Here is a 21,279-nt window from a genome sequence, read left to right as displayed (position 1 = left end):
CGGGGCTGGTGATTAATCGTTGGCCACCTTAAATTGTTCTCGAATATTAACATTGAAACAGGAATGGATGATTCGTATGCCTGCAACGCTTAATCGCAGACATGTTATTTCCCTTGCGGGGGCCGCTGCCGCGGGTATTGCTTTTGCTGGCAATGCGAGCGCGCAGTCACGCAGCGCTGATGCAAGTGTTGATGCTGCCAAGGTCGCTGAAGCCGGCAAGTTGAAGGACATGGTCTATGGCAAGGCCGATGCGCCTGTTACGATTGTTGAATATGCCTCGCTGACCTGCTCACATTGCGCAGATTTTGCTATCAACACCTTTCCCAAGATCAAAGAAAAATACATTGATACGGGCAAAGTGCGTTTGATTTTCCGCGAATTCCCGTTCGATCCGCGCGCAACAGCTGCTTTTATGCTTGCTCGCTGCGCGCCTGAAGATCGTTATTTCCCGATGATCGAAGTCTTCTTCAAGCAGCAGCAACAATGGGCTGGTGCGGCTGATGGAGAAGCTGCACTGCTTCAGATCGCGAAACTTGCAGGTTTTACACAGGAGTCGTTCAAGGCTTGCTTGACGAACCAGCAACTTCTCGATGATGTGAGAGCAACCATGGAACGCGGATCGCAGGAATTTGGTGTGAATGCCACTCCAACTTTCTTCATCAACGGACAAAAATACGCTGGAGCCCTTTCGGTTGACGAGATGTCGGCAATCATTGACAAGCTGCTCTAAGCCGCCTTTCGGCATGAAAAGCGGACGCTTTATTGCGTCCGCTTTTTGCGTTTTTAAGCGGGGAGGATGCTGATGCGCTTCTCCAAGCTGCGTCTTGTCGGATTTAAATCCTTTGTCGAGCCGATGGAATTCGTCATTGAAGGCGGACTGACGGGCGTTGTCGGGCCCAATGGCTGCGGCAAATCCAATCTTGTTGAAGCGCTGCGCTGGGTGATGGGTGAAAACTCGTACAAGAATATGCGCGCTTCGGGCATGGACGACGTAATTTTTTCAGGCTCTGGCACGCGACCTGCGCGTAACACGGCGGAAGTCACCCTTTTCCTCGATAATTCCGACCGCACAGCGCCCGCAGCCTATAATGATCAGGATGAATTGCAGGTTTCACGCCGTATCGAGCGGGAGGCTGGTTCTGTTTATCGTATTAATGGCAAAGAAGCCCGCGCCAAGGATGTGCAGCTGCTCTTCGCTGATCAATCGACCGGCGCACGTTCGCCCTCTATGGTCGGCCAGGGCCGTATCGGTGAACTTATCCAAGCCAAGCCACAGGCGCGTCGCGCATTGCTGGAAGAGGCGGCGGGCATTTCCGGCCTCCATACCCGCCGTCACGAGGCTGAGTTGCGCCTTCGTGCAGCCGAAACCAATCTTGAGCGTCTCGAAGATGTGGTTGGTGAACTTGGCAGCCAGATTGAAAGCCTGAAACGCCAGGCGCGTCAGGCCAATCGCTTCAAAGCTTTGTCTGCTGATATTCGCCGCGCAGAGGCATCGTTGCTTCATTTGCGTTGGTCGCACGCCAAAACGCAGGAAGGTGAAGCACAAAGCGCGCTTGCACAGGCAACTTCGATTGTTGGCGATATGGCGCAGGCACAGATGAACGCTGCGCGTGATCAGGCCGTTGGCGCGCATAAATTGCCCGAACTGCGTGAGGCGGAAGCCAAAGCCGCGGCTGCTGTGCAGCGACTTTCCATTGCCCGTACACAGCTCGACGAAGAAGATGCTCGTATTCGCGCCCGCCGTGCCGAGCTTATGAAGCGGCTTGAACAATTGACCGCCGATATTGCGCGCGAAGAACAATTGGTGCGCGAGAATGCTGATATACTGGCGCGTCTTGACGAGGAAGAGCAGGAGCTGACCGCCTCCAACGAGGCATCTGGTGAGCGTGATGAAGAATTGCGCGCGATCTTTGAAGAAGCAGAAATCCGCCTGCAGGACAGCGAAAACGCCTTGGCGCGGGTAACCTCGGAACGTGCGGAAGCTGCTGCCGAACGTAGCCAAATTGAGCGCGCGTTGCAGGAAACACAAAGCCGCCGTGACCGCCTGATCAGCCAGATTGATAATATTGAGCGTGATATTGCAGCGGTCGTCGAGCAGATCGGTGGATTGTTTGATCCTGCTGAAAAACGTCTTGCCGTTGAGACCGCCGTTGAAGCACTGGCGGCTTCAGAGGAGGCGGTGATTGCCGCCGAAGAATGTGTTGGCAGTGCGCGCGAACAGGAGATGACGAGCCGTCAGCCTTTGCATGAGGCGCGCACCGAGTTGAGCCGGATAGAGACCGAAGCGCAGACACTGGCGCGTATTCTCAATGCCGGTGAGACTGGCCAGTTTCCGCCCGTTGTTGAAGAATTGCAGGTTGAGAAAGGCTATGAAATAGCCCTTGGTGCGGCATTGGGTGAAGACCTTGATGCAGCAAGCGATAATGCTGCACCCGTCTATTGGGCCTATAATCCGGCACAGGAAGCCGATCCGTCTTTACCTTCCGGTTCAACGCCGCTTGATCAGATCGTAAAAGGGCCGCAGCAATTGCGCCGAAGACTGGCACAGGTTGGGGTCGTTTCCGAGAATGATGGACCGCGTTTGCAGGCATCGTTGCGCCCCGGTCAGCGGCTTGTCAGCAAGGCTGGTGCTCTTTGGCGCTGGGATGGCTATACGGCGAGCGCCGATGCGCCGACACCTGCCGCGCAACGGCTTGCACAAAAGAACCGTCTCGCTGAACTTGAGCAGGAAGCAATTCGCGCCGCCAGTCGCTTGTCTGATGCGGAGCAAGTGTTGCAGCGTTTTGAAACGGCCGTTCGTGAAGCCGTGGAGCATGAACGTGTTGCGCGCGATGCATGGCGCGCAAACCAGCGCAAGCTTGATGATGCACGCGAAGCGCTTTCTGCGGTTGAGCGGGCTGCGGGGCAACTGGCAACCAAGCGTGCCGGTTTGGAAGATACCAAAGCCCGTCTTGAGGAAAGCCTTGAGGAAGCACAGGTTCTGGTGGTTGAGGCCGAAGATCGGCTGAATGAAATGCCGGATATTGGCGTCATCAGCGAACGGCATTCTGTTTTTGCAGCACAGGTGCAGTCGGATCGTGCGAGGCTTGCGGAAGCCCGCGCTGCTTATGAAGGTCAGCGCCGTGAGGCGGATAATCGTTTGCGGCGTCTCTCCATGATCGGGCTTGAGCGCCGCAACTGGGCCGCGCGCGCGCAGAGTGCGCAGAGCCAAATTTCGGCCTTAAATGATCGCCGTGCGGAAACTGCGGACGAAGCGGAAGTCTTGGCTGAAGCGCCGGAAGAGATCGAAAGCCGACGCCGTGCCTTGCTTAATGAGCTTTCGGAAGCTGATGAGCGCCGCAAGCGGGCTGCGGATATTCTCATTGAAGCTGAGGCCGCCCAGGCAGAACTTGACAAGGCTGCGACCCTTGCCATCCAGCAGCTTGCAACCAGTCGCGAACAGCGTGCGCGTGCGGAAGAGCGACTGACGGCAGCCGAGGAACGCCGCAGGGATGCAGAAGCGCGTATTGCGGAGGCGCTCAACTGTGCGCCCCATGAGGCCATCAAACAGACCGGCCTCAAGCCAGAAGATCGCATGCCCGACCCCGATCAGATCGAACGCCAGCTTGAGCGACTGCGTATCGAACGCGAACGCCTTGGTGCGGTGAACTTGCGCGCGGAAGAGGAGAGCCAAGAACTCTCCGGGCGTCTTGATGCGATTGTTTCAGAACGTGAAGATGTGATCGAAGCGATCAAAAAACTGCGCCAGGCGATTCAGAGCCTCAACCGAGAAGGGCGTGAGCGGCTTCTGGCGGCTTTTGATGTTGTGAATGCGCAGTTCCAGCGCCTGTTCACCCATCTTTTTGGCGGCGGCACTGCGGAATTACAGCTCATTGAAAGTGATGATCCGCTGGATGCGGGGCTGGAAATTCTTGCACGTCCTCCCGGAAAGAAGCCACAAACGATGACGCTGCTTTCAGGTGGTGAACAGGCATTGACGGCCATGGCATTGATCTTTGCTGTCTTCCTGACCAATCCGGCTCCGATCTGCGTGCTGGACGAAGTGGACGCGCCGCTCGACGACCATAATGTCGAGCGCTACTGCAACTTGATGGACGAAATGGCGTCATCGACCGAAACACGGTTTGTCATCATTACGCATAATCCGATCACCATGGCGCGTATGAATCGCCTCTTCGGCGTGACAATGGGCGAGCAGGGCGTGAGCCAGCTTGTTTCGGTTGATCTGCAAACCGCAGAGCAATTGCGCGAAGCAAGCTGATATTACGTCATTTTAAGATCAGCGAGCCTTGTAGGTTACGCTGATTTTTGCACCTGTCAGCGCGTGTTGCGCAAGTGTGTCCGGTTCCAGATCGTTGAGACTGATCGGCAAAGGCTTGTCGAAATCCACATCCATCGTGAAGAAGCCGGTTGGATGGGGCATGTCCGCAACAAAGCGCAGCAGCGCTTTTCGGGAATCCGCATTGATTTGACTGTCGGGCAACATTTCAATGCCTTTGCTTGCCACATCGCGCAGACGCGCAATATCGGCTTCCGGGTCGCTTTCACCCGTTTCGGAGGGCAATGCAGCGTAATTGGCAAGAACAGGCAGAGCGATGCTCTCCCATAGTCCTTGATTATCAAGGCGCAAGCGCAGATGAGAGAGCGTTGCGGTTGGATTAACGGTGAGCGAAGCAACCGACGAATCAACCGGCAGATTGATTTGCGCAGAAACTGAAGCCTTGCCAATCTTTAAACTGCTGATTTCCGCATTCTGAATGTGCAGATAACCACTCTGTGGGTTGAAGCGGTAAGACGCCGTAAAGTCCATCGGCCACTGCTGAATTGAGGTGATATAATCGGAAACCTTGTTGCCGCTTTGCAGCGTCATGCGCACACCGTCCACTGCGATGCGTCCCCATTGTGGTGCGGCTTTGCTCAAGTCAGGTGCTTCTGACAGATAATCCTGCAAGCGATCAGCTTCGAGGATTGCCCTGTCGATCGTCCAGCCCATAATGCGCATCGTGTGATAAACGCTGTTCGATACAATGCAGCCATCGGGGATATCTCTGACGGCATAATCCTTGCCAGGTGTGAGAAGGCTCATACCATTGAGGAATTCTTCACACCGGTTAAGCGGTGCATTCTCGGGTGCAGGCGCCGCTTTTTGCGCAAATGCTGATGTGGATGCAAGGGAGAGCAGAACGGCAGGGAGAATGAAGCGCATATCACCGAATTCTAATTTGAACGAAATAAGATGCGCTGCATCATTTCCATATGGGCGCCGCTGTCAACCAGCGACCATGATGTTGTTATGTCTCGCTCCAAACAGCAAGTTCATTACCCGCAGGGTCGGTGAAATGAAAACGACGACCGCCCGGAAATGCAAAAATCGGCTTCACAACTGTGCCACCAGCTTCTGTCACAGCCTTCAAAGTTTCTTCGAGTTGCGCTGAATAAAGGACAGGCAGGGGTTTGGGGGTTGCTTCCGGGTCGGCATCAAAACCACCATCCAATCCCTCCGCAAAAGCAGAATAGGTCGGGCCATAATCAACAAAGGACCAACCAAAAGCACGCGCATAAAAACTCTTTGCACTATCCAGTGATCCCTTGGCCGCAGGCATTTCAAGATAATCAAGTTTACCGGTGATACGCATAGTCAACTCCAAATGTTCTATTTTTGTTCTTATTTCTGATCTAATCCGCCATCAGAGTCAAGCTGATGAGCTGGCTTTATCGTTGTCTAATCGATTCTATTACGATGCTTTGTCTTTTTTGATTGGCAGACAACGACTTGATCGCATAAGCACGAAGGTAATTTCTGCAGTTCTGTGGAAAAACACAGACATTGCGGACCGTTACCTGCGCAAGGGAGGCCAGCATGGCAAAGTGGGTGTACGCATTCGGTGATGGCAAGGCAGAGGGTGCTGCGAGTGATCGCAACCTTCTCGGCGGCAAGGGGGCGAACTTGGCTGAAATGAGCAGCCTTGGTTTGCCTGTGCCGCCCGGCTTTACGATTACAACCGAAGTCTGCACCTCCTATTATGACAATGAGCGCTCCTATCCTGAGGAACTTGATCAGCAGGTGCAAAACGCGCTTGATCAGGTGGCTGCCTTGACCGGGCGCGTGTTCGGTGGCTCGGAAAAACCTTTGCTTGTATCGGTGCGTTCGGGTGCGCGAGCATCCATGCCGGGCATGATGGATACGGTTCTCAACCTCGGTCTCAATGATGAGACGGTGCAGGCGATTGCACGCGAAGCTGATGATGAGCGTTTCGCCTATGACAGCTATCGCCGTTTTATCCAGATGTATTCGGATGTCGTGCTTGGTGTTGATCACGGTTTCTTCGAAGAAATTCTTGAAGACAAAAAGGCAGATCTCGGTGTTGAAGTCGATACAGCTTTAAGCGCTGCCGACTGGAAAGACGTGATTGCGCTTTATAAGGCGAAAGTTGAGGAAGAACTCGGCGCGCCTTTTCCGCAAGACCCCCGTGAACAGCTTTGGGGCGCGATCAGTGCCGTTTTCTCAAGCTGGATGAATGCACGCGCCATCACCTATCGTCGCCTGCATAGCATCTCGGCCCAATGGGGTACGGCGGTGAATGTTCAGGCCATGGTGTTTGGCAATATGGGTGAAACCTCTGCAACGGGTGTTGCCTTCACACGTAACCCTTCGACCGGCGAAAAGAAGCTCTATGGCGAGTTTCTGGTCAATGCGCAGGGCGAAGATGTTGTTGCAGGCATTCGCACGCCGCAGAACATCACTGAAGAAGCGCGCATTGCTGCCGGTTCCGACAAGCCTTCGCTTGAAAAAGTTATGCCGGAAGCCTTTGGCGAATTTTTGAAAGTCGCAGATCGGCTTGAACAGCATTATCGCGATATGCAGGACCTGGAATTCACCATCGAGCGCGGCAAGCTCTGGATGTTGCAAACCCGCTCCGGCAAGCGCACGGCAAAAGCAGCACTCAAAATGGCTGTTGAAATGGTCGCAGAAGGGCTGATTACCGAAGAAGAAGCTGTGTTGCGTATTGATCCGGCGGCACTTGATCAGCTTTTGCATCCGACCATTGACCCGCGTGCCGAGCGCATCGTCATAGGCCAGGGCTTGCCCGCTTCTCCCGGGGCTGCCACGGGCGAAATTGTGTTCTCGTCCGAAGATGCGGAGCAGGCAAAAGCTGAAGGCCGCAATGTCATTCTGGTGCGTGTTGAGACAAGCCCGGAAGACATTCACGGAATGCACGCTGCTGAAGGTATTCTCACCACACGCGGTGGTATGACCAGCCACGCGGCTGTGGTCGCGCGCGGCATGGGCAAGCCATGTGTCTCGGGCGCGGGTTCGTTGCGAGTTGATTATCGCAACGGCACGATGCTTGCTGCCGGGCAAATCTTTAAAAAAGGTGACATCATCACTGTCGATGGTGGTAGTGGTCAGGTGCTGAAAGGCGCTGTTGCCATGTTGCAGCCCGAGCTGTCTGGTGATTTTGGCAAGCTCATGGAATGGGCCGACAAGACTCGCCGCATGAAGGTGCGCGCCAATGCGGAAACGCCTGCCGATGCCCGCACAGCACGCTCGTTTGGCGCCGAAGGCATCGGGCTTTGCCGCACCGAACACATGTTCTTTGAGGGCGAACGCATTATCGCGATGCGCGAAATGATTCTTGCTGACAAAGAGGATGGCCGCCGCACTGCTTTGGCCAAACTTCTGCCAATGCAGCGCTCGGATTTTGTTGAACTGTTTGAGATCATGAAGGGGTTGCCTGTCACAATCCGCTTGCTCGATCCGCCATTGCATGAGTTTCTTCCGCGCACCGATGAGGAAGTTGCGGAAGTGGCAAGCGCCATGGGTGTTGACGCGGATAAACTGCGTGAACGTGCCGATAGTCTTCACGAGTTTAATCCGATGCTTGGCCATCGCGGTTGCCGTCTGGCTATCTCCTATCCGGAAATCGCTGAAATGCAGGCGCGTGCAATCTTTGAAGCCGCCGTTGAAGCGGGCAAGAAAACCGGCGAGCCGGTGGTGCCGGAGATCATGGTGCCGCTGGTCGGTCTCAAGGCGGAGCTCGATTTTGTCAAGGCCCGCATCGATGCGGTGGCAAAAGAAGTGATTGGCGAGTCCGGCGTGCAGATCGACTATATGGTCGGCACGATGATCGAATTGCCGCGCGCAGCCCTTCGGGCAGCTGAAATTGCCGAAACCGCAGAGTTCTTTTCTTTTGGCACCAACGATCTCACGCAGACCACTTTTGGCATTTCACGTGATGATGCAGCGCCGTTCCTTTCGACCTATCAGAGCCGAGGCGTGATCGAACAGGACCCGTTTGTTTCATTGGATTTCGATGGTGTGGGCGAGCTGATTCAGATTGCAGCCGAGCGTGGTCGCAAAACACGCGACAAACTCAAGCTGGGGATTTGTGGCGAACATGGCGGCGATCCGGCATCAATCAGTTTCTGCGAGCAAACAGGCCTTGATTACGTGTCCTGTTCGCCATTCCGCGTGCCGATTGCACGGCTTGCAGCCGCCCAAGCCGCAATTCGCAATAAATAGTTACCACACTTCGGCTATGATTCTGGCATTTAAGCGGGCAGCTTATTGCCAGAATTCTATGTGCCGGGGTGGCTATGTTTCGTTTTTTGTCAGCGGCGGGGGCCGCGCTCGTTTTTTCTTGCTCTGTGGCCAACGCTTCTGATGCATCGTCAAAGACGGATAAACATGAGAAAATCAGCATCGTTGAGCCGCAATTGCATATCGCAAAAGGCGGTTCGGCTGCGCCGCAGGTTGCATTGACCCTTGATGCTTGCATGGGGAAGACGGATCACCGTATTCTTGATGTGCTGGTGCGGAACCGCATTCCGGCAACAATTTTTGTAACCGCGCGCTGGTTGAAACAAAATGCGGAAGCTTTTGCGGTGATGAAAGCCCATCCTGATCTTTTCGATATTGAGAACCACGGCAACATGCATGTGCCAGCCATCACCAATGTGCCGACCATGTACAATATTAAAACGGCAGGCTCACTGGATGCCGTTCGCTCTGAAATTGACGGTGGTGCCGATGCGATCGTGCAATCAGGTGCATCGAAACCGCTCTGGTATCGCGATGCAACGGCCCGTTATTCGACAGATGCGATTAAATTTGCACAAAGCAGGGGCTATAAAATCGGTGGTTACTCGCTCAATGGCGATCAGGGCGCATCGCTGCTTGCACCCGTCGTTGCCCGGCGCATTTCAGCCGCACGCGATGGTGATGTGATTATTTCACATATCAATCAGCCCACGCGTTCGGCAGGCGAAGGCGTTGCCAAAGGCATTCTTGCACTTCAAGCCAAAGGCATGAAGTTTGTAAAGCTAAGAGATGTCGAGACAACCATGACACTCAATCCGGTGCCCGCACATCATCTTCATGTGGACGCAGTTCCGCAACCGGACAATTGATAGACAAGGTTCATTCGCCGTTGATCGGACCTTGAGGCGTCAGGCTTTTCATGACCTCTGCATAATTGCGGCCAAGACTGACGAAAAGAGCATTTTCGCCGGTGGGCGGCGCAACGGAAAGCGTTGTCCCATCATTTCCCAAAGTCACAAAAACAACCTGATCCTGTGGCTGGCCGGCAATCGCGATGGCACCGATGCGCTGAGCCGTACTCGTATCGAGCGCAGGCATGTTGAAAAGCACTTCGCCACCCACCCGCTCTGCGGCTTTGGCAAGAGCTGTGTCAAATCCTTCAATCAAAACGTCGATGGCTCCGAGCGCAAATTCCAGCTCGACGGCCTCCAGGGTCATGACTTCCTGCTCGGAGGCAGCAATGCTGGATGTGGCTGATGAATGCCCATTATGAAGGTTTCGATCCATGTCGTCCTTTCCGACGAATCCGATAAACGCCCCATATACGCGATCATGCCCTCCATTAGGAGTTGCTACAATGATTTTTATATTGATTTAGCTATATTTTTTAAGCGCATTTTTTATAACTGGACGAATTGCCAGTGTGACGCCCGCCTTTTTCTTTTGCGCCAAGGCAGTCTCTGTTATGCATGAGGCCGCGGTTTTCAAATCATTCTGGGGCGTTGCATGAGGAAACTTCGTTATCAACGCAGGCAGTCACGTTCCGCAATATGGGCATTGCGGTTCGGTATATTTGCCTTTGTGCTCTCCGTGCTTGGCCTCATACTGCACAGGTTTGGCAAGCTTGAAACACCACACTTCGTTCTCATTGCTGCTCTTGGTGCAGTGATTGCAATATTGGCTTTGCTATGCGCAGCCAAAGGACTGCGTAATCTCTGGGTCAATGGAGATAAAGGCGGCGCGCGCTCCTTTTGGGCGGGGTTTCTGGCGTTTTCAGTTCTTTTGCCGGTCTGCTTTGTGGGTAATCTTTGGTATGGCTCGGCACGCATTTTTGATGTGACAACCGATTTTGAGATGCCGCCACAATTTCCATCAACGATGCCGCAGCGTTTGGCCGGGATGAACCCGCTCTCAGAGGCCGTTCAGGGGGACATGCTGGGACAGATGGCGGCTTATCCCGATGTGATCGGACGCCGCTATGAAGCTGCGCCTGATCGTGTGGCGCAAGCTGTTGTCAATACGCTCAAAGCTTTTAGCTGGACGCAAATTGGCCGTGATATTCCCTTGTCACAACAAAACGCGATCCGTTTTGCTGTGATTGCGCATAGTCCAATTCTTGGCCTGAAAAGCGATGTGGTGATTCGGCTGCTTGACGAAGGCGAAATCACCTATGTTGATATGCGGTCTTTATCACATTATGGCGATCGCGACATGGGGCTGAACGCAGCTTTCATTACGCAGTTTTTGAGCGCACTTGAGGGAGAGGTCAACAAAGCGCCTGCTGATGCTGAATAATTACTTTGGCTGATAAATACCGTTAAGCGAGGGATTGCCGTCGGTGGTGATTTCATCGCGCCCCACAAGGTCTTCAAGGTGTGCGAGCACCGACAAGGCGGCCGCACCATGCAGACGCGGATCGGTGTCGCGATAAATGGCCTTGACCATATCGGGAATGGTGCGGTCGCCTTGCACGATCCGCTCCAGTATTGCGCGCTCCCGCATTTTGCGATGTGTGCGAAGACCACGCACAAAAGCTGCGGGTTTGGTAACAGCTCCACCATGACCGGGCAGATAGATACGATCATCACGCTCCAGCAGCTTTTCAAGTGACGCCATATAGTCGCTCATGGAGCCATCCGGCGGTGCTACAATCGAGGTCGCCCACGCCATGACATGATCGGCAGAAAACAGAACATCCGAGTCCTCAAGGGCAAAGGCCATGTGATTGGCGGCATGGCCGGGCGTGTGTATGCCACGCAAAACCCAGCCGTCGCCATCGACTTTTTCGCCATCCGCCAAGGCCAGATCAGGAGCAAAATCAGTATCCGCACTGGCTTCGAGCAGATTCACTTCGCCGTTGTGATAAGGTCGGGCCGGGCGATGCGGACCTTCAGCAACGATAAGCGCGCCGGTCTGCTCTTTTAAGCGCTTTGCGAGCGGCGAGTGGTCGCGATGTGTGTGGCTCACAAAAATATGGCTCACCGGACGGTTACCAATTGCTGCCAGAAGGGCCTGAAAATGCGCCTCATCTTTCGGGCCCGGATCGATGATGGCAAGGGTATCCGTTCCGATGAGGTAGCTGTTGGTGCCATGAAATGTGAAAGCGCTCGGATTATTTGCGGTCAGGCGTAAAATATCTTTACTCAAGGCAATCGGAGTTCCATATTCAGGAGAGAAACGACCGTCGAAATCCAGCGCCATTGAATGGTCCAATGCTTCTTTGGTTTTATTGCCTGAATTGATTAGAATTTATAATGTCAGGTTTCAAATGGATTATCTGGTTTTGCAAACCGGAACGCCCAGTCTAAGGAGTGAGATAAAAATGCAGAACAGATCTCGGGCCAAAGCCGCCACCGCATCACTCGCCGCCAGCTATCTGCCCACAGGGCAATTGGCACGGGCTTTCTATTTTGTCTCGCTTGCCCTGATCGGCACCGCTGTGCTGACCATATCGGCAAATATCAAGGTCGATCTTCTTTATGTGAATGTGACGATGCAGACCTTTGCGCTTTTTGCGCTTTCGGCGGTCTATGGATCGCGTCTTGCTGTCGCAACGGTAGCGCTTTATCTGCTTGAAGGCGCACTCGGTATGCCGGTTTTCACCGGAACGCCTGAAAAGGGTATTGGCCTTGCCTATATGGTCGGCCCGACTGGCGGCTATCTTCTTTCCTATCTTGTTGCTGCATGGATGATCGGTCGCGCTGCCGACAAGGGATTGGCCCGTAATCCTTTGGCGCTGGGTGGTGTGATGCTGCTTGCCGAACTCGTTGTGCTTGTCATGGGTGCCGGTTGGATGGCTTATCTCTTTGGTCTTGAAAAAGGTATTGCCTTTGGCTTCGGCGTTTTCATTGTCGGTGATCTGATCAAGCTCGCACTTGCGGCCTGTGGCGTTCCAGCTGTGAGCGCCTTGTTCAAGCGCTGATAGATCCAGACCGCTGTAAATTTGAAAGGCCGGGTGACGATCCCGGCCTTTTTCATCTGTATGTTGAAACTGCTTCGCGATTGACAATACTTTGGATGCGACGCTTTGCTATGCAAGATGCGTTCAGTGACTGGGGGAGGGCTGAGTGAAGTTTGAAGTGCTTGAGGTTGAGCGGCTGACAAAGGCCGCTTTCGCGCCTTTTGGGGATGTGATTGAAGTGGAGGAGGCCGAGCGCCGTCTCATCAACAATGGCACAACGGAGCGCTTTCATGATCTGGCCCGCGTTGAGGCGGCGGGCACCAATGCGCGTGTTCTGATCAATATATTTCGCGGTCAGTTTTTTAAGCTACCAATCGATATTGTCATGCTGGAGCGGCATCCATTTGGTTCGCAGGCTTTTGTTCCGCTCAATAGCAGGCCGTTTCTCGTGGTTGTCGCCGAAGATAATGATGGCAAGCCTGACCGACCACGCGCATTTCTGGCGCGGGGTGATCAGGGTGTCAATTACTGGCGCAATGTCTGGCATCATCCGTTGGTGTCTCTCGAAGAGACATCGGATTTTCTTATTGTTGACCGCGCGGGCAGTGAAGATAATCTGGAGGAATATTTCCTGTCGGATGTTACCTACCGCATAGAGACAATTCCGGCTCCTGAAAAGCAAATCTGAGGTGAACCATGGGCAAGCTATCCACACATGTTCTAGATACGGCCCATGGCAGCCCGGCGGCGGCAATGCGTTTAGAGCTTTACAGGCTTGGTGCTTTGGGAAGCACTGAGCTGATTAAGCGCACGGTCACCAATCTGGATGGTCGTACGGATGAGCCATTACTCAGTGGCAGTGAGATGCAGGAAGGCACTTACGAATTGCAGTTTCACGTCGCTGAATATTTCGAGGGGCGTGGCGCCGATGTTGCCAATCCTCCTTTTCTCGATCTGATCCCGATCCGCTTCGCAATCGCAGATGAAGACGGCAATTATCACGTGCCTCTGCTGGTGAGCCCCTGGTCTTATTCCACATATCGTGGGAGCTGACTTATCCCCATCATCAGGCAAGCGATTAAGCTCCTCGCATTGTTACCGCGAGGAGTTTTTCATGGATCAGACACCCAATCTCAAACTTCCCTATATTGCGTCCAGCCAGGCACAGAAACACGTGACCCATAATGAGGCGCTGCGATTGCTGGATGCAGTTGTACATCTGAGCGTGAAATCACGCACGCAAACCGATGCGCCTGCAACACCTTTATCCGGTGAACGATATATCGTTGCAGCACCTGCCGCAGGGCTGTGGGCAGGCAAGGCCGGTATGATCGCCGTCTTCGTTGATGGCAGCTGGTCTTTTATTGCTGTGGCAAAAGGCTGGCTGGCTTATGTTGAAGATGAAAGCAACCTGCTGGTGTTTAACGGCACGCAGTGGGAAGGCGCAAGTTCCATCCCGGAACGTCTTTCTCTGTCCATGCTGGGCATTCAAGCGACGGCTGATGCGACCAACCGTTTTGCACTCTCTTCAGAGGCAAGTCTGTTTAACAATGCCGGCGCAGGGCATCAGGTAAAAGTTAATAAAAACACCTCCGCTGACACCGCAAGCCTGTTGTTCCAGTCAGGCTGGACTGGACATGCCGAGATGGGCCTGAGTGGTGACGATAATTTCAGCATCAAGGTTGGCAATGATGCCGGCAATTGGCGCGTCGCGGTGAAGGTTGACCGGGAAACCGGCAATGTTGCAGTGGGGGCAATGTTGCCGACAACCCGCCTGCATGTTGATGGGCCCGTTCGCCCGGCGTCCTATCCGGTGTTCGGATTGCCATCTGCCTCTCAACACGGTGCCGGAGCCATTGTTTTTGTGAACAACGCGAGCGGCGGTGCGCAAATGGCTTACTCAGATGGAACAGTCTGGCGCAGTATTCGTACCGGCAATATGATCATATAAGTTTCTGCTTCATAGGCGGCGCGGTGGTTTTACCGCCCCCTTTTTCCTCTTCGATATTGTATTGGTCATTCTGTGCAATCAAATGCTTTTGAAATATGGAAATATCACTGTATTCACTTATCAGCGAGTTGGTTTTTCGGGCCTCTTTGGGTGAGATGCTGTAAAGGCTCTTAAATGCTTTGGTAAACTGGCTTGTATTCTGAAAACCACAACGATAGGCGATTTCTTTAAACGAAAGCTGCTTGCCCTGTATTTCAATCAATAGTTGATAAGCAAGATCAAGCCGTTTGTCTCGAATGATTTTTGCCACGCCGCCATCTGCCTCGAAAGCTCGATAAAGATGTGAGCGCGAGACGTGAAAATGCTGCTGGATAGACCTTGGCTTTAGGGCAGAATTGGTAAGGTTATCATCAATATATGCCAGAATCCGATGTCGCATGGTCAGTTTCATGGCTACGCTGTTTGTTAATTCTTGTTGCGTGCCGTTAATGCAGGAAGCCAAAAGTGTTAGCATTGCCTCTCTGGCAGCCGTTGCTTCGGTTGCATTGAGCTGTGAACTGATATTGATCATATCCTTCACATAGTTAAACAGTAAAATCGTTGTTGGGGATTGCGCTTTAAGGACGGAACCATCCAACTTTCTCCATCCGGTGCGCTTTTCCAGCTCATGTTTTGGGATGAGAACTGTGATCCGCCCATCTGTTTCAGTGCTGCTTGATACCACCTGCGATAAATTGAGAAGAATAATATCACCCGGATGAGCGAAAACCTCTATGCCGTTAAAATTTCCGTGCAGCGTTCCCGCCAGAATGATGTGAAGAATATAATGGTCAAGTCCATTATTCGTGATCAGTCTTTCGGCGCATTGATCGCTTTGCTTGTTAAAATTTGTGCTGCCCAACAGCAGCGATTCCATCGTTTTTTCGCGTAAAACTCCGCGAAAGCCTTTCAAATGAGGGCCGGTGTTTTTAGGCGCCTCATAATTGGCTTTAAATGCATCATCCCCAAACTTATCTCGGCCTTGGGAATACTCCATGTTCATCGATAAAAAGAGTTCAATATCCATCTCAATCCCATCTAAACTTAATTAGAACATGTGGATAAGCAAAAATTTAAGATTTCGAAGCAAGTATATGGATGCTGATTTGAGTATATATAAAAAAGTAAAAGATTCGCTAGTGTGAATAAAATATTTTATATGAAGTATTCGTTCATTCTAAATAATAATATTTTAATTAACTTATATTTACGCGCTTAAAATTAAGGTTTATTGATCGTTTTAAATAAAAAATGATCGCATCAAATCAAGCGCCTGCATTTCGGGCTGGGTTTTGTTCTGATGCGATCAAGAAAAGCGACGAAAATATAGAATGCGTCACGTCAGATTTAATAAGGGCTTTCGACCTTGCCCATTTCCACATAGACGGTCTTGATCTGGCTATAATGGGTCAATGCTGCAATGCCGTTTTCACGGCCAAAACCCGATTGTTTATAGCCGCCAAAAGGTACTTCGACCGGCGTAAGATTATAGGCATTGATCCAGCAGGTGCCTGCCTTGATCTGGCCAATCACGCGATGACCGCGGGCGATGTCAGCGGTGAAAACACCTGCCGCCAGGCCAAATTCGCTATTATTGGCACGCGCGATCACCTCTTCTTCGTCAGAGAATTCCAGAATACTCATGACTGGACCAAAAATTTCCTCACGCGCAATGGTCATCATGTCGGTAACACCCGTGAAGACCGTTGGCTCAATAAAATAGCCTTTATCAAAGCCCTGAATTTTTGGAATGCCGCCGCCACAGGCGAGCGTGGCACCTTCGGCTTTGCCCTTTTCAATGTAGGACAGAACCTTGTCGCGTTGCGCGCCATTGACGAGCGGACCCATCTGGGTTGCTTCATTCAGAGGGTCGCCAATGCGGATTTTGCGGGTGCGCTCAACAAGACGTTCGATAAAGACGTCCTGAATGTTTTTATGTACGAAAACACGTGTGCCGTTGGAGCAGACCTGTCCTGTCGAATAGAAATTACCCAGCATCGCGCCGCCAATGGCACTCTCAATATCGGCGTCATCAAAAACGATGATCGGCGATTTCCCGCCAAGCTCCATCGTGACATGTTTGAGCTGTTCGCCAGCCTGCGACATGATTTTTTTGCCGGTCGGAACCGAACCAGTCAGCGAAACCTTTGCTGTCAGACGGTGATTGACAAGTGCGGCACCGACATCGCCAAAACCTTGCACCACATTGAACAGGCCGTCGGGGAGGCCAGCCTCCTTATAGGCTTCCGCCAGCGCGAGGGCAGAAAGAGGGGTGTTTTCCGATGGCTTGAAGATGAAGGCATTGCCCATGGCGAGTGCTGGCGCGGATTTCCATGCGGCGATCTGGATTGGATAATTCCATGCGCCGATCCCAACGCAGATACCGAGCGCTTCGCGACGTGTATAGGCAAACGAGCCACCAAGCTCCACGAATTCACCATTGAACCCGGAAATGACACCGCCAAAAAACTCCAGTGCATCGGCGGCTGACGCAGCATCCGCTACCAGTGTTTCCTGTAGCGCTTTGCCGGTATCAAGTGTCTCAAGCTTGGAGAGTTTTTTGTTTTTTTCGCGCAGAATTTCAGCCGTGCGGCGCAAAATGCGGCCTCGCTCTACGGGCTTGAGTGCCGCCCATTCGCCCTGCGCTTTCAATGCTGCTGCATAGGCGCTCTCGATGACGTCCGGTGTTGCTGAATAAAGCTTTGCAATTTCTTCGCCCGTTGCCGGATATATGACTGAAAGCGGCTTGCCAGCTTTATCGTCCACGAATGCACCGCCGATGAAATGCGAGGCTTTGGGTTGAACTTTCATACTATTCTCCTCGAAGTTCATTAGCGATCAGATATTTCCCAGCGCGGGTTAATCCATGGCTCTTGGTTGGACCTTGCCAAAGGCGTGCGACCCAGAATGTGATCTGCCGCTTTTTCGCCGGTCATGATCGACGGGCCGTTGAGATTGCCGTTGGTTATACGCGGGAAAATGGACGAATCCGCGACCCGTAATCCCTCAACGCCAATAACCCGGCATTCAGGATCAACCACGGCCATTGGATCGTCAACTGATCCCATTTTGCAGGTTCCGCAAGGGTGAAATGCACTTTCCACATGCTCGCGAATGAAATTGTCGATCTCATCATCCGATTGAACATGCGCGCCGGGTTGGATTTCTGCACCACGATAGGATGCAAACGCATCCTGCCCAAAAATCTCTCGGGTTAACCGCACGCAATGACGGAAATCGGCCCAGTCATCCTCGTGCGACATATAATTGAACTGAATGCGTGGCTTTTCGCGTGGATTGGCAGAGCGAAGCGTCACACTACCACGCGATTTTGAGCGCATTGGTCCGACATGTGCCTGAAAGCCATGGGATTCTGCTGCTGCCTTGCCGTCATAGCGGATAGCGACCGGCAGGAAGTGATATTGAATATCCGGATATTCGACACCCGCTTTCGAACGCACAAAGGCGGCAGATTCAAAGTGGTTTGTCGCGCCGTCACCAGTTTTGAAGAACAGCCATTGTGCCCCGATCATGGCTTTGGAAAACAGGTTGAGTTTCGAGTAGAGCGTGATCGGCTGCGTGCATTCCTGCTGGATATAGACTTCCAGATGATCCTGCAGGTTTTGGCCAACACCGGGCCGGTCAGCCAGCACTTCAATGCCGTGTTCTTTAAGCTGCGCAGCTGGGCCAATGCCCGAAAGCATCAGCAGCTTAGGCGAATTAATAGACGATGCGGCGATGATGACTTCGCGCCGCGCGCGGATGGTCGAGAAGCTTCGGCCTGCTTCGATCTCAACACCCACGGCGCGCTTGCCTTCCATCACGATTTTGCGCGCCAGTCCTTTGACGAGCTTTACATTAGGGCGTTTGAGCGCAGGTTTGAGATAGGCATTTGCAGCAGACCAGCGACGTCCATTATGAATCGTCTGCTCCATCGGACCGAAGCCTTCTTGCTTCTCGCCATTATAATCGTCTGTGACTTCAAAGCCTGCCTGTTTTCCTGCATCAACAAAGGCCTTAAACAGCGGGTTGTCGCGACGTCCACGCTGAATATGCAACGGGCCATGGGTGCCGCGCCAGCCTTCCTGCCCACCGTGGGAGTTTTCCATCCGTTTGAAGTAAGGCAGTACGTCCGCAAAGGACCAGCCGCGTGCGCCGCTTTCCGACCAATGATCATAATCGCGTGCATGGCCGCGCACATAGACCATACCGTTGATGGATGATGAGCCGCCGACCACCTTACCACGTGGTGTCACCAGACGACGCCCATCGATATGTGGCTCAGCTTCTGTTGAAAAGCCCCAGTCATAGGTTTCCATATTCATGGGGAAGGAGAGGGCGGCAGGCATCTGGATCAGCGGACCAATGTCCGGGCCACCGAACTCGATGACGATGACCGAATGCTGGCCGTCTTCCGACAGGCGATAGGCAAGGGCCGAGCCAGCGGAACCTGAGCCGATGATAACGAAATCCGCTTCCATTTTTATTTCTCCGCCGCAAGCTGAACAGCGATGTAATCTTCGACAAGCGCAATCGCTGAATCTGCATTGGGCGCATCGGCGCCGAGGGCGTGGCGGATATAAAGCCCATCGATCAGTGCACCGGCACCTTCCGCAATACGGTTTGCACGCTCGCGGCTGGTGAGTTGCTCCAGCGCGAAGACAAAATTGGAATGCAGGCGGCGCGCATAGATGCGCAAAAGCCGTCTTGTGTCTTCGGACTGCTGCGCATGGACGTAGAAAGTCAGCCAGGCTGCAATGGTCTCCTGCGCAAACTGTGACGCCGAAAAATTGACGGCAATGATTGCTGCTAAACGCTGATGCGGGGTTTCCGCAAGTTTCACAGCCGCATTCAGATCGCTACCCAGCTCACGCAGCAAATGGCGCATGGTGGCGAGAATAAGCTTGTCCTTGCCGCCAAAATAATGATGCGCGAGCGCAGGCGAAACGCCGGCTTCATGCGCAATCTGCGCAACCGTCACGTCCAGCGAACCACGCTGGCCGATTGTACGAATGGCAGCGTCGATCAGTTCGCGCCGCCGTAAAGGCTCCATCCCGATTTTGGGCATAATCGTCATCCGGGTTGAGGGTGAGTTTGAATGCATTTTATATTTGATTGACTGATCAATCAATAAAAACTCTTGATGCAGAAAAATGCGAATTAATTTCGCCGCGTATGAGGCCAAATCTGTGGGCTTGCGGGAAATAGTGGCTCTGGATACATTCAGACGATGAGCAGAGCTTTCACCAAAGAACAGGATGACGCGCCGACGGATCTCGGCGAACGTCCCATTAGTCCGCATCGCAATCTCGTCACGGCCAATGGCCTGAAGATGATTGAAGACGAGCTTGCGCGTCTTCATCGCGAACTGGCAGAGGCGAATATTGCAGGAGAGCGTTCGGCAATTGCCCGTCTTTCGCGTGATCTCCGCTACTGGACGTCACGTCGCGAAACAGCAGAACTATCCGTGCCCGAGCCGGATAGCGATGTTGTGCGCTTTGGCATGACGGTGGAGCTGGAAAACCTCGATGATGGTGGCACGCGGGTATGGACCATTGTTGGCGAAGACGAGGCCGACCCAGCCAGCGGCAAAATTTCCCACGTTTCGCCTGTGGCCATCATGCTTTTTGGCAAGCCGGTGGGCGATGTTTTGAAGATCAATGGCAAGGACTGGGAGATTCTGGCTTTCAAGATATGATTTACAGCCACCCTTTTCGGCGGAAATAGAACAGCGGCAGAAGCGCTGAGGCCACCATCAGGCCCAGCGCCATCGGATAGCCCCATTGCGAATGCAGCTCCGGCATGAACGAGAAGTTCATACCGTAGATGGATGCGACAAGTGTCGGCGGCATGAAGCCCACGGCTGCAACTGAGAAAATCTTGATGATTGCGTTTTGCTCGACAGAGATTAGACCGACAATCGTATCAAGCAGGAACGTAACTTTATTGGATAGAAAATCCACGTAAGCGACGAGCGACTGTGTATCGCGCTCCAGCGATTTGATCCAGGAACGTGTGTCTTTTTTGGTCGCAACAGGGCTGTTGATCGCAGACAGATAGACAAGCATGCGACTGACGCCAGCAAGACTTTCCCGCATTCGCGATAGAAACGTACCCTGTCCGCCGATCTGCGTGAGAATATTCCGGAAATCCTCTGTCGTCATTGGCCGCGCCTTTGGTTGGCGGCGATAGATCGAATGTGAGGCTGCATCAATTTTGCCAGCAACACTTTCCAGTATATCCGCCAGACGGTTAGTGGTTGCCTCAATAATGCCAAGCATGATCGAAAGACCGGAGCATTTGGCGTTCGGGATCAGACCATTTCCGGGTTTGGTCGCGCGGTTGATATAAATGCTGACTGATTTGGGATCGGCATAGCGCACAGTGACCAGTCTTTGCCCGTAAAGGACGAATGTAACGGGTGCGAGCTCACGGTGATCCAGATCGACCGCATGAAGGATCGGCACCGTCAGATACTGCGCGCCATTTTCCATGTAGAATCGGCTCGATTCTTCAATTTCCGTCATGTCTTCGCGGGTAGGAATCGAGATGCCGGTCCATGCTTCAACGACGTGATCTTCATTGACGCCCGGTGCGAGCAGATCAATCCAGATAATATTATCAGGCAAAGGCGTGCCGGGCTCTACCTCGACACGTTCAAGATGATCTCCATTAAGGCAGTAAAGATTGATCATGCGGCACCCGATTGCGAAGTCTGAAATTTTACCCGCCACATTGCGTTAAAAATGTTAACGGAATGCGGCAAGCAGCTTCATAGCGGTATTTATCACAATGTTTAAGCTATTGCTCCAGGTGTACGATGTAGTACACCGCTGTCTTGTGATG

19 protein-coding genes are annotated in these 21,279 nt (G+C 52.9%); 10 read left to right on the top strand and 9 right to left on the bottom strand.

The features are described from left to right. The first annotated feature begins 76 nt into the window (after nucleotides 1-76). Both VBH83_RS03920 and smc read left to right on the top strand, forming a co-directional pair. The gene (locus VBH83_RS03920; protein ID WP_265983139.1) at nucleotides 77-730 is read left to right on the top strand and encodes a DsbA family protein; all 654 of its coding nucleotides are present in this window, start codon (nucleotides 77-79) and stop codon (nucleotides 728-730) included. Nucleotides 731-802: 72 nt separating this feature from the next. After that, nucleotides 803-4,261 carry a chromosome segregation protein SMC gene (gene smc, locus VBH83_RS03915; RefSeq protein ID WP_265983140.1) on the top strand — a complete coding sequence of 1,153 codons (3,459 nt, stop codon included), beginning with the start codon at nucleotides 803-805 and terminating at the stop codon, nucleotides 4,259-4,261. Nucleotides 4,262-4,279: 18 nt separating this feature from the next. Here the strand turns inward: smc and VBH83_RS03910 are convergent, their stop codons facing one another. Beyond that, the gene (locus VBH83_RS03910; RefSeq protein WP_265983141.1) at nucleotides 4,280-5,206 is read right to left on the bottom strand and encodes a hypothetical protein; all 927 of its coding nucleotides are present in this window, start codon (nucleotides 5,204-5,206) and stop codon (nucleotides 4,280-4,282) included. A gap of 85 nt (nucleotides 5,207-5,291) precedes the next feature. Beyond that, nucleotides 5,292-5,636, bottom strand: a complete 345-nt coding sequence (locus VBH83_RS03905) for a VOC family protein (RefSeq protein ID WP_265983142.1) — start codon at nucleotides 5,634-5,636, stop codon at nucleotides 5,292-5,294. A 224-nt stretch (nucleotides 5,637-5,860) separates the two neighbouring features. Here VBH83_RS03905 and ppdK point away from each other — a divergent pair, with 224 nt between their 5' ends. Together ppdK and VBH83_RS03895 are read left to right on the top strand one after the other, a co-directional pair. Continuing rightward, nucleotides 5,861-8,524, top strand: a complete 2,664-nt coding sequence (ppdK, locus tag VBH83_RS03900) for a pyruvate, phosphate dikinase (RefSeq protein WP_265983143.1) — start codon at nucleotides 5,861-5,863, stop codon at nucleotides 8,522-8,524. A gap of 74 nt (nucleotides 8,525-8,598) precedes the next feature. Further along, complete coding sequence (locus tag VBH83_RS03895) at nucleotides 8,599-9,411, top strand: polysaccharide deacetylase family protein (protein ID WP_265983144.1); 813 nt, start codon at nucleotides 8,599-8,601, stop codon at nucleotides 9,409-9,411. A 10-nt stretch (nucleotides 9,412-9,421) separates the two neighbouring features. Here VBH83_RS03895 and VBH83_RS03890 read toward each other — a convergent pair whose 3' ends face one another. After that, on the bottom strand, nucleotides 9,422-9,829 hold the full coding sequence (locus tag VBH83_RS03890) for a hypothetical protein (protein ID WP_265983145.1): 408 nt from the start codon (nucleotides 9,827-9,829) through the stop codon (nucleotides 9,422-9,424). Nucleotides 9,830-10,048: 219 nt separating this feature from the next. Here VBH83_RS03890 and VBH83_RS03885 point away from each other — a divergent pair, with 219 nt between their 5' ends. After that, nucleotides 10,049-10,837, top strand: a complete 789-nt coding sequence (locus tag VBH83_RS03885; protein WP_265983146.1) for a DUF1499 domain-containing protein — start codon at nucleotides 10,049-10,051, stop codon at nucleotides 10,835-10,837. On the opposite strand, the gene VBH83_RS03880 is transcribed toward VBH83_RS03885, so the two are convergent. After that, nucleotides 10,838-11,743: an MBL fold metallo-hydrolase gene (locus VBH83_RS03880; RefSeq protein WP_265983147.1), complete on the bottom strand. Its 906-nt coding sequence runs from the start codon at nucleotides 11,741-11,743 to the stop codon at nucleotides 10,838-10,840. 121 nt (nucleotides 11,744-11,864) lie between these two features. Here VBH83_RS03880 and VBH83_RS03875 point away from each other — a divergent pair, with 121 nt between their 5' ends. From VBH83_RS03875 to VBH83_RS03860, 4 genes are all read left to right on the top strand, one after another. After that, nucleotides 11,865-12,464, top strand: a complete 600-nt coding sequence (locus VBH83_RS03875) for a biotin transporter BioY (RefSeq protein WP_265983148.1) — start codon at nucleotides 11,865-11,867, stop codon at nucleotides 12,462-12,464. A 145-nt stretch (nucleotides 12,465-12,609) separates the two neighbouring features. Next, complete coding sequence (locus tag VBH83_RS03870; RefSeq protein WP_265983149.1) at nucleotides 12,610-13,131, top strand: ureidoglycolate lyase; 522 nt, start codon at nucleotides 12,610-12,612, stop codon at nucleotides 13,129-13,131. A gap of 8 nt (nucleotides 13,132-13,139) precedes the next feature. Then, on the top strand, nucleotides 13,140-13,496 hold the full coding sequence (gene uraH / locus VBH83_RS03865) for a hydroxyisourate hydrolase (RefSeq protein WP_265983150.1): 357 nt from the start codon (nucleotides 13,140-13,142) through the stop codon (nucleotides 13,494-13,496). 61 nt (nucleotides 13,497-13,557) lie between these two features. Continuing rightward, nucleotides 13,558-14,394 carry a DUF2793 domain-containing protein gene (locus VBH83_RS03860; protein WP_396996442.1) on the top strand — a complete coding sequence of 279 codons (837 nt, stop codon included), beginning with the start codon at nucleotides 13,558-13,560 and terminating at the stop codon, nucleotides 14,392-14,394. Here the strand turns inward: VBH83_RS03860 and VBH83_RS03855 are convergent. The 4 genes from VBH83_RS03855 to betI all read right to left on the bottom strand — a co-directional run bounded on the left by VBH83_RS03855 (nucleotide 14,387) and on the right by betI (nucleotide 19,501). Next, nucleotides 14,387-15,460, bottom strand: coding sequence for a helix-turn-helix domain-containing protein (locus VBH83_RS03855; RefSeq protein ID WP_265983152.1), 1,074 nt, complete (start codon nucleotides 15,458-15,460; stop codon nucleotides 14,387-14,389). The genes VBH83_RS03860 and VBH83_RS03855 overlap by 8 nt on opposite strands. Before the next feature lie 320 nt (nucleotides 15,461-15,780). Beyond that, nucleotides 15,781-17,244 (bottom strand): betaine-aldehyde dehydrogenase, encoded by a 1,464-nt coding sequence (betB, locus tag VBH83_RS03850; protein ID WP_265983153.1) that lies wholly within the window; start codon nucleotides 17,242-17,244, stop codon nucleotides 15,781-15,783. A gap of 20 nt (nucleotides 17,245-17,264) precedes the next feature. Further along, complete coding sequence (gene betA / locus VBH83_RS03845; protein ID WP_396996439.1) at nucleotides 17,265-18,914, bottom strand: choline dehydrogenase; 1,650 nt, start codon at nucleotides 18,912-18,914, stop codon at nucleotides 17,265-17,267. A gap of 2 nt (nucleotides 18,915-18,916) precedes the next feature. Then, complete coding sequence (betI, locus tag VBH83_RS03840; protein WP_265983155.1) at nucleotides 18,917-19,501, bottom strand: transcriptional regulator BetI; 585 nt, start codon at nucleotides 19,499-19,501, stop codon at nucleotides 18,917-18,919. Between the two features lie 162 nt (nucleotides 19,502-19,663). Between betI and VBH83_RS03835 the strand changes: the two genes are divergently transcribed. After that, nucleotides 19,664-20,131: a GreA/GreB family elongation factor gene (locus tag VBH83_RS03835; RefSeq protein ID WP_265983156.1), complete on the top strand. Its 468-nt coding sequence runs from the start codon at nucleotides 19,664-19,666 to the stop codon at nucleotides 20,129-20,131. Nucleotide 20,132: 1 nt separating this feature from the next. On the opposite strand, the gene VBH83_RS03830 is transcribed toward VBH83_RS03835, so the two are convergent. After that, entirely contained in the window at nucleotides 20,133-21,128 is a 996-nt protein-coding gene (locus tag VBH83_RS03830; RefSeq protein WP_396996436.1) for a magnesium transporter CorA family protein, read from the bottom strand. Between the last annotated feature and the right edge of the window lie 151 nt (nucleotides 21,129-21,279).

Origin of the sequence: Ochrobactrum sp. S1502_03, from assembly GCF_044435015.1 — a bacterium.
Taxonomy (GTDB): Bacteria; Pseudomonadota; Alphaproteobacteria; order Rhizobiales; family Rhizobiaceae; genus Brucella; species Brucella chromiisoli.
Note: the sequence above shows the minus strand (reverse complement) of the source record. Positions and strands in the feature narration are given on the sequence as shown.

Excerpts from the sequence above, each read along its gene's own strand:
- VBH83_RS03920 (WP_265983139.1), top strand. The coding sequence starts at position 77 with ATGCCTGCAACGCTTAATCGCAGACATGTTATTTCCCTTGCGGGGGCC.
- VBH83_RS03880 (WP_265983147.1), bottom strand. The coding sequence starts at position 11,743 with ATGGCGCTGGATTTCGACGGTCGTTTCTCTCCTGAATATGGAACTCCG.
- betA (WP_396996439.1), bottom strand. The coding sequence starts at position 18,914 with ATGGAAGCGGATTTCGTTATCATCGGCTCAGGTTCCGCTGGCTCGGCC.
- uraH (WP_265983150.1), top strand. The coding sequence starts at position 13,140 with ATGGGCAAGCTATCCACACATGTTCTAGATACGGCCCATGGCAGCCCG.
- VBH83_RS03855 (WP_265983152.1), bottom strand. The coding sequence starts at position 15,460 with ATGGATATTGAACTCTTTTTATCGATGAACATGGAGTATTCCCAAGGC.
- ppdK (WP_265983143.1), top strand. The coding sequence starts at position 5,861 with ATGGCAAAGTGGGTGTACGCATTCGGTGATGGCAAGGCAGAGGGTGCT.
- smc (WP_265983140.1), top strand. The coding sequence starts at position 803 with ATGCGCTTCTCCAAGCTGCGTCTTGTCGGATTTAAATCCTTTGTCGAG.
- VBH83_RS03905 (WP_265983142.1), bottom strand. The coding sequence starts at position 5,636 with ATGCGTATCACCGGTAAACTTGATTATCTTGAAATGCCTGCGGCCAAG.
- VBH83_RS03910 (WP_265983141.1), bottom strand. The coding sequence starts at position 5,206 with ATGCGCTTCATTCTCCCTGCCGTTCTGCTCTCCCTTGCATCCACATCA.
- VBH83_RS03835 (WP_265983156.1), top strand. The coding sequence starts at position 19,664 with ATGAGCAGAGCTTTCACCAAAGAACAGGATGACGCGCCGACGGATCTC.
- VBH83_RS03830 (WP_396996436.1), bottom strand. The coding sequence starts at position 21,128 with ATGATCAATCTTTACTGCCTTAATGGAGATCATCTTGAACGTGTCGAG.
- VBH83_RS03885 (WP_265983146.1), top strand. The coding sequence starts at position 10,049 with ATGAGGAAACTTCGTTATCAACGCAGGCAGTCACGTTCCGCAATATGG.
- VBH83_RS03890 (WP_265983145.1), bottom strand. The coding sequence starts at position 9,829 with ATGGATCGAAACCTTCATAATGGGCATTCATCAGCCACATCCAGCATT.
- VBH83_RS03895 (WP_265983144.1), top strand. The coding sequence starts at position 8,599 with ATGTTTCGTTTTTTGTCAGCGGCGGGGGCCGCGCTCGTTTTTTCTTGC.
- VBH83_RS03860 (WP_396996442.1), top strand. The coding sequence starts at position 13,558 with ATGGATCAGACACCCAATCTCAAACTTCCCTATATTGCGTCCAGCCAG.
- betI (WP_265983155.1), bottom strand. The coding sequence starts at position 19,501 with ATGCCCAAAATCGGGATGGAGCCTTTACGGCGGCGCGAACTGATCGAC.
- VBH83_RS03875 (WP_265983148.1), top strand. The coding sequence starts at position 11,865 with ATGCAGAACAGATCTCGGGCCAAAGCCGCCACCGCATCACTCGCCGCC.
- betB (WP_265983153.1), bottom strand. The coding sequence starts at position 17,244 with ATGAAAGTTCAACCCAAAGCCTCGCATTTCATCGGCGGTGCATTCGTG.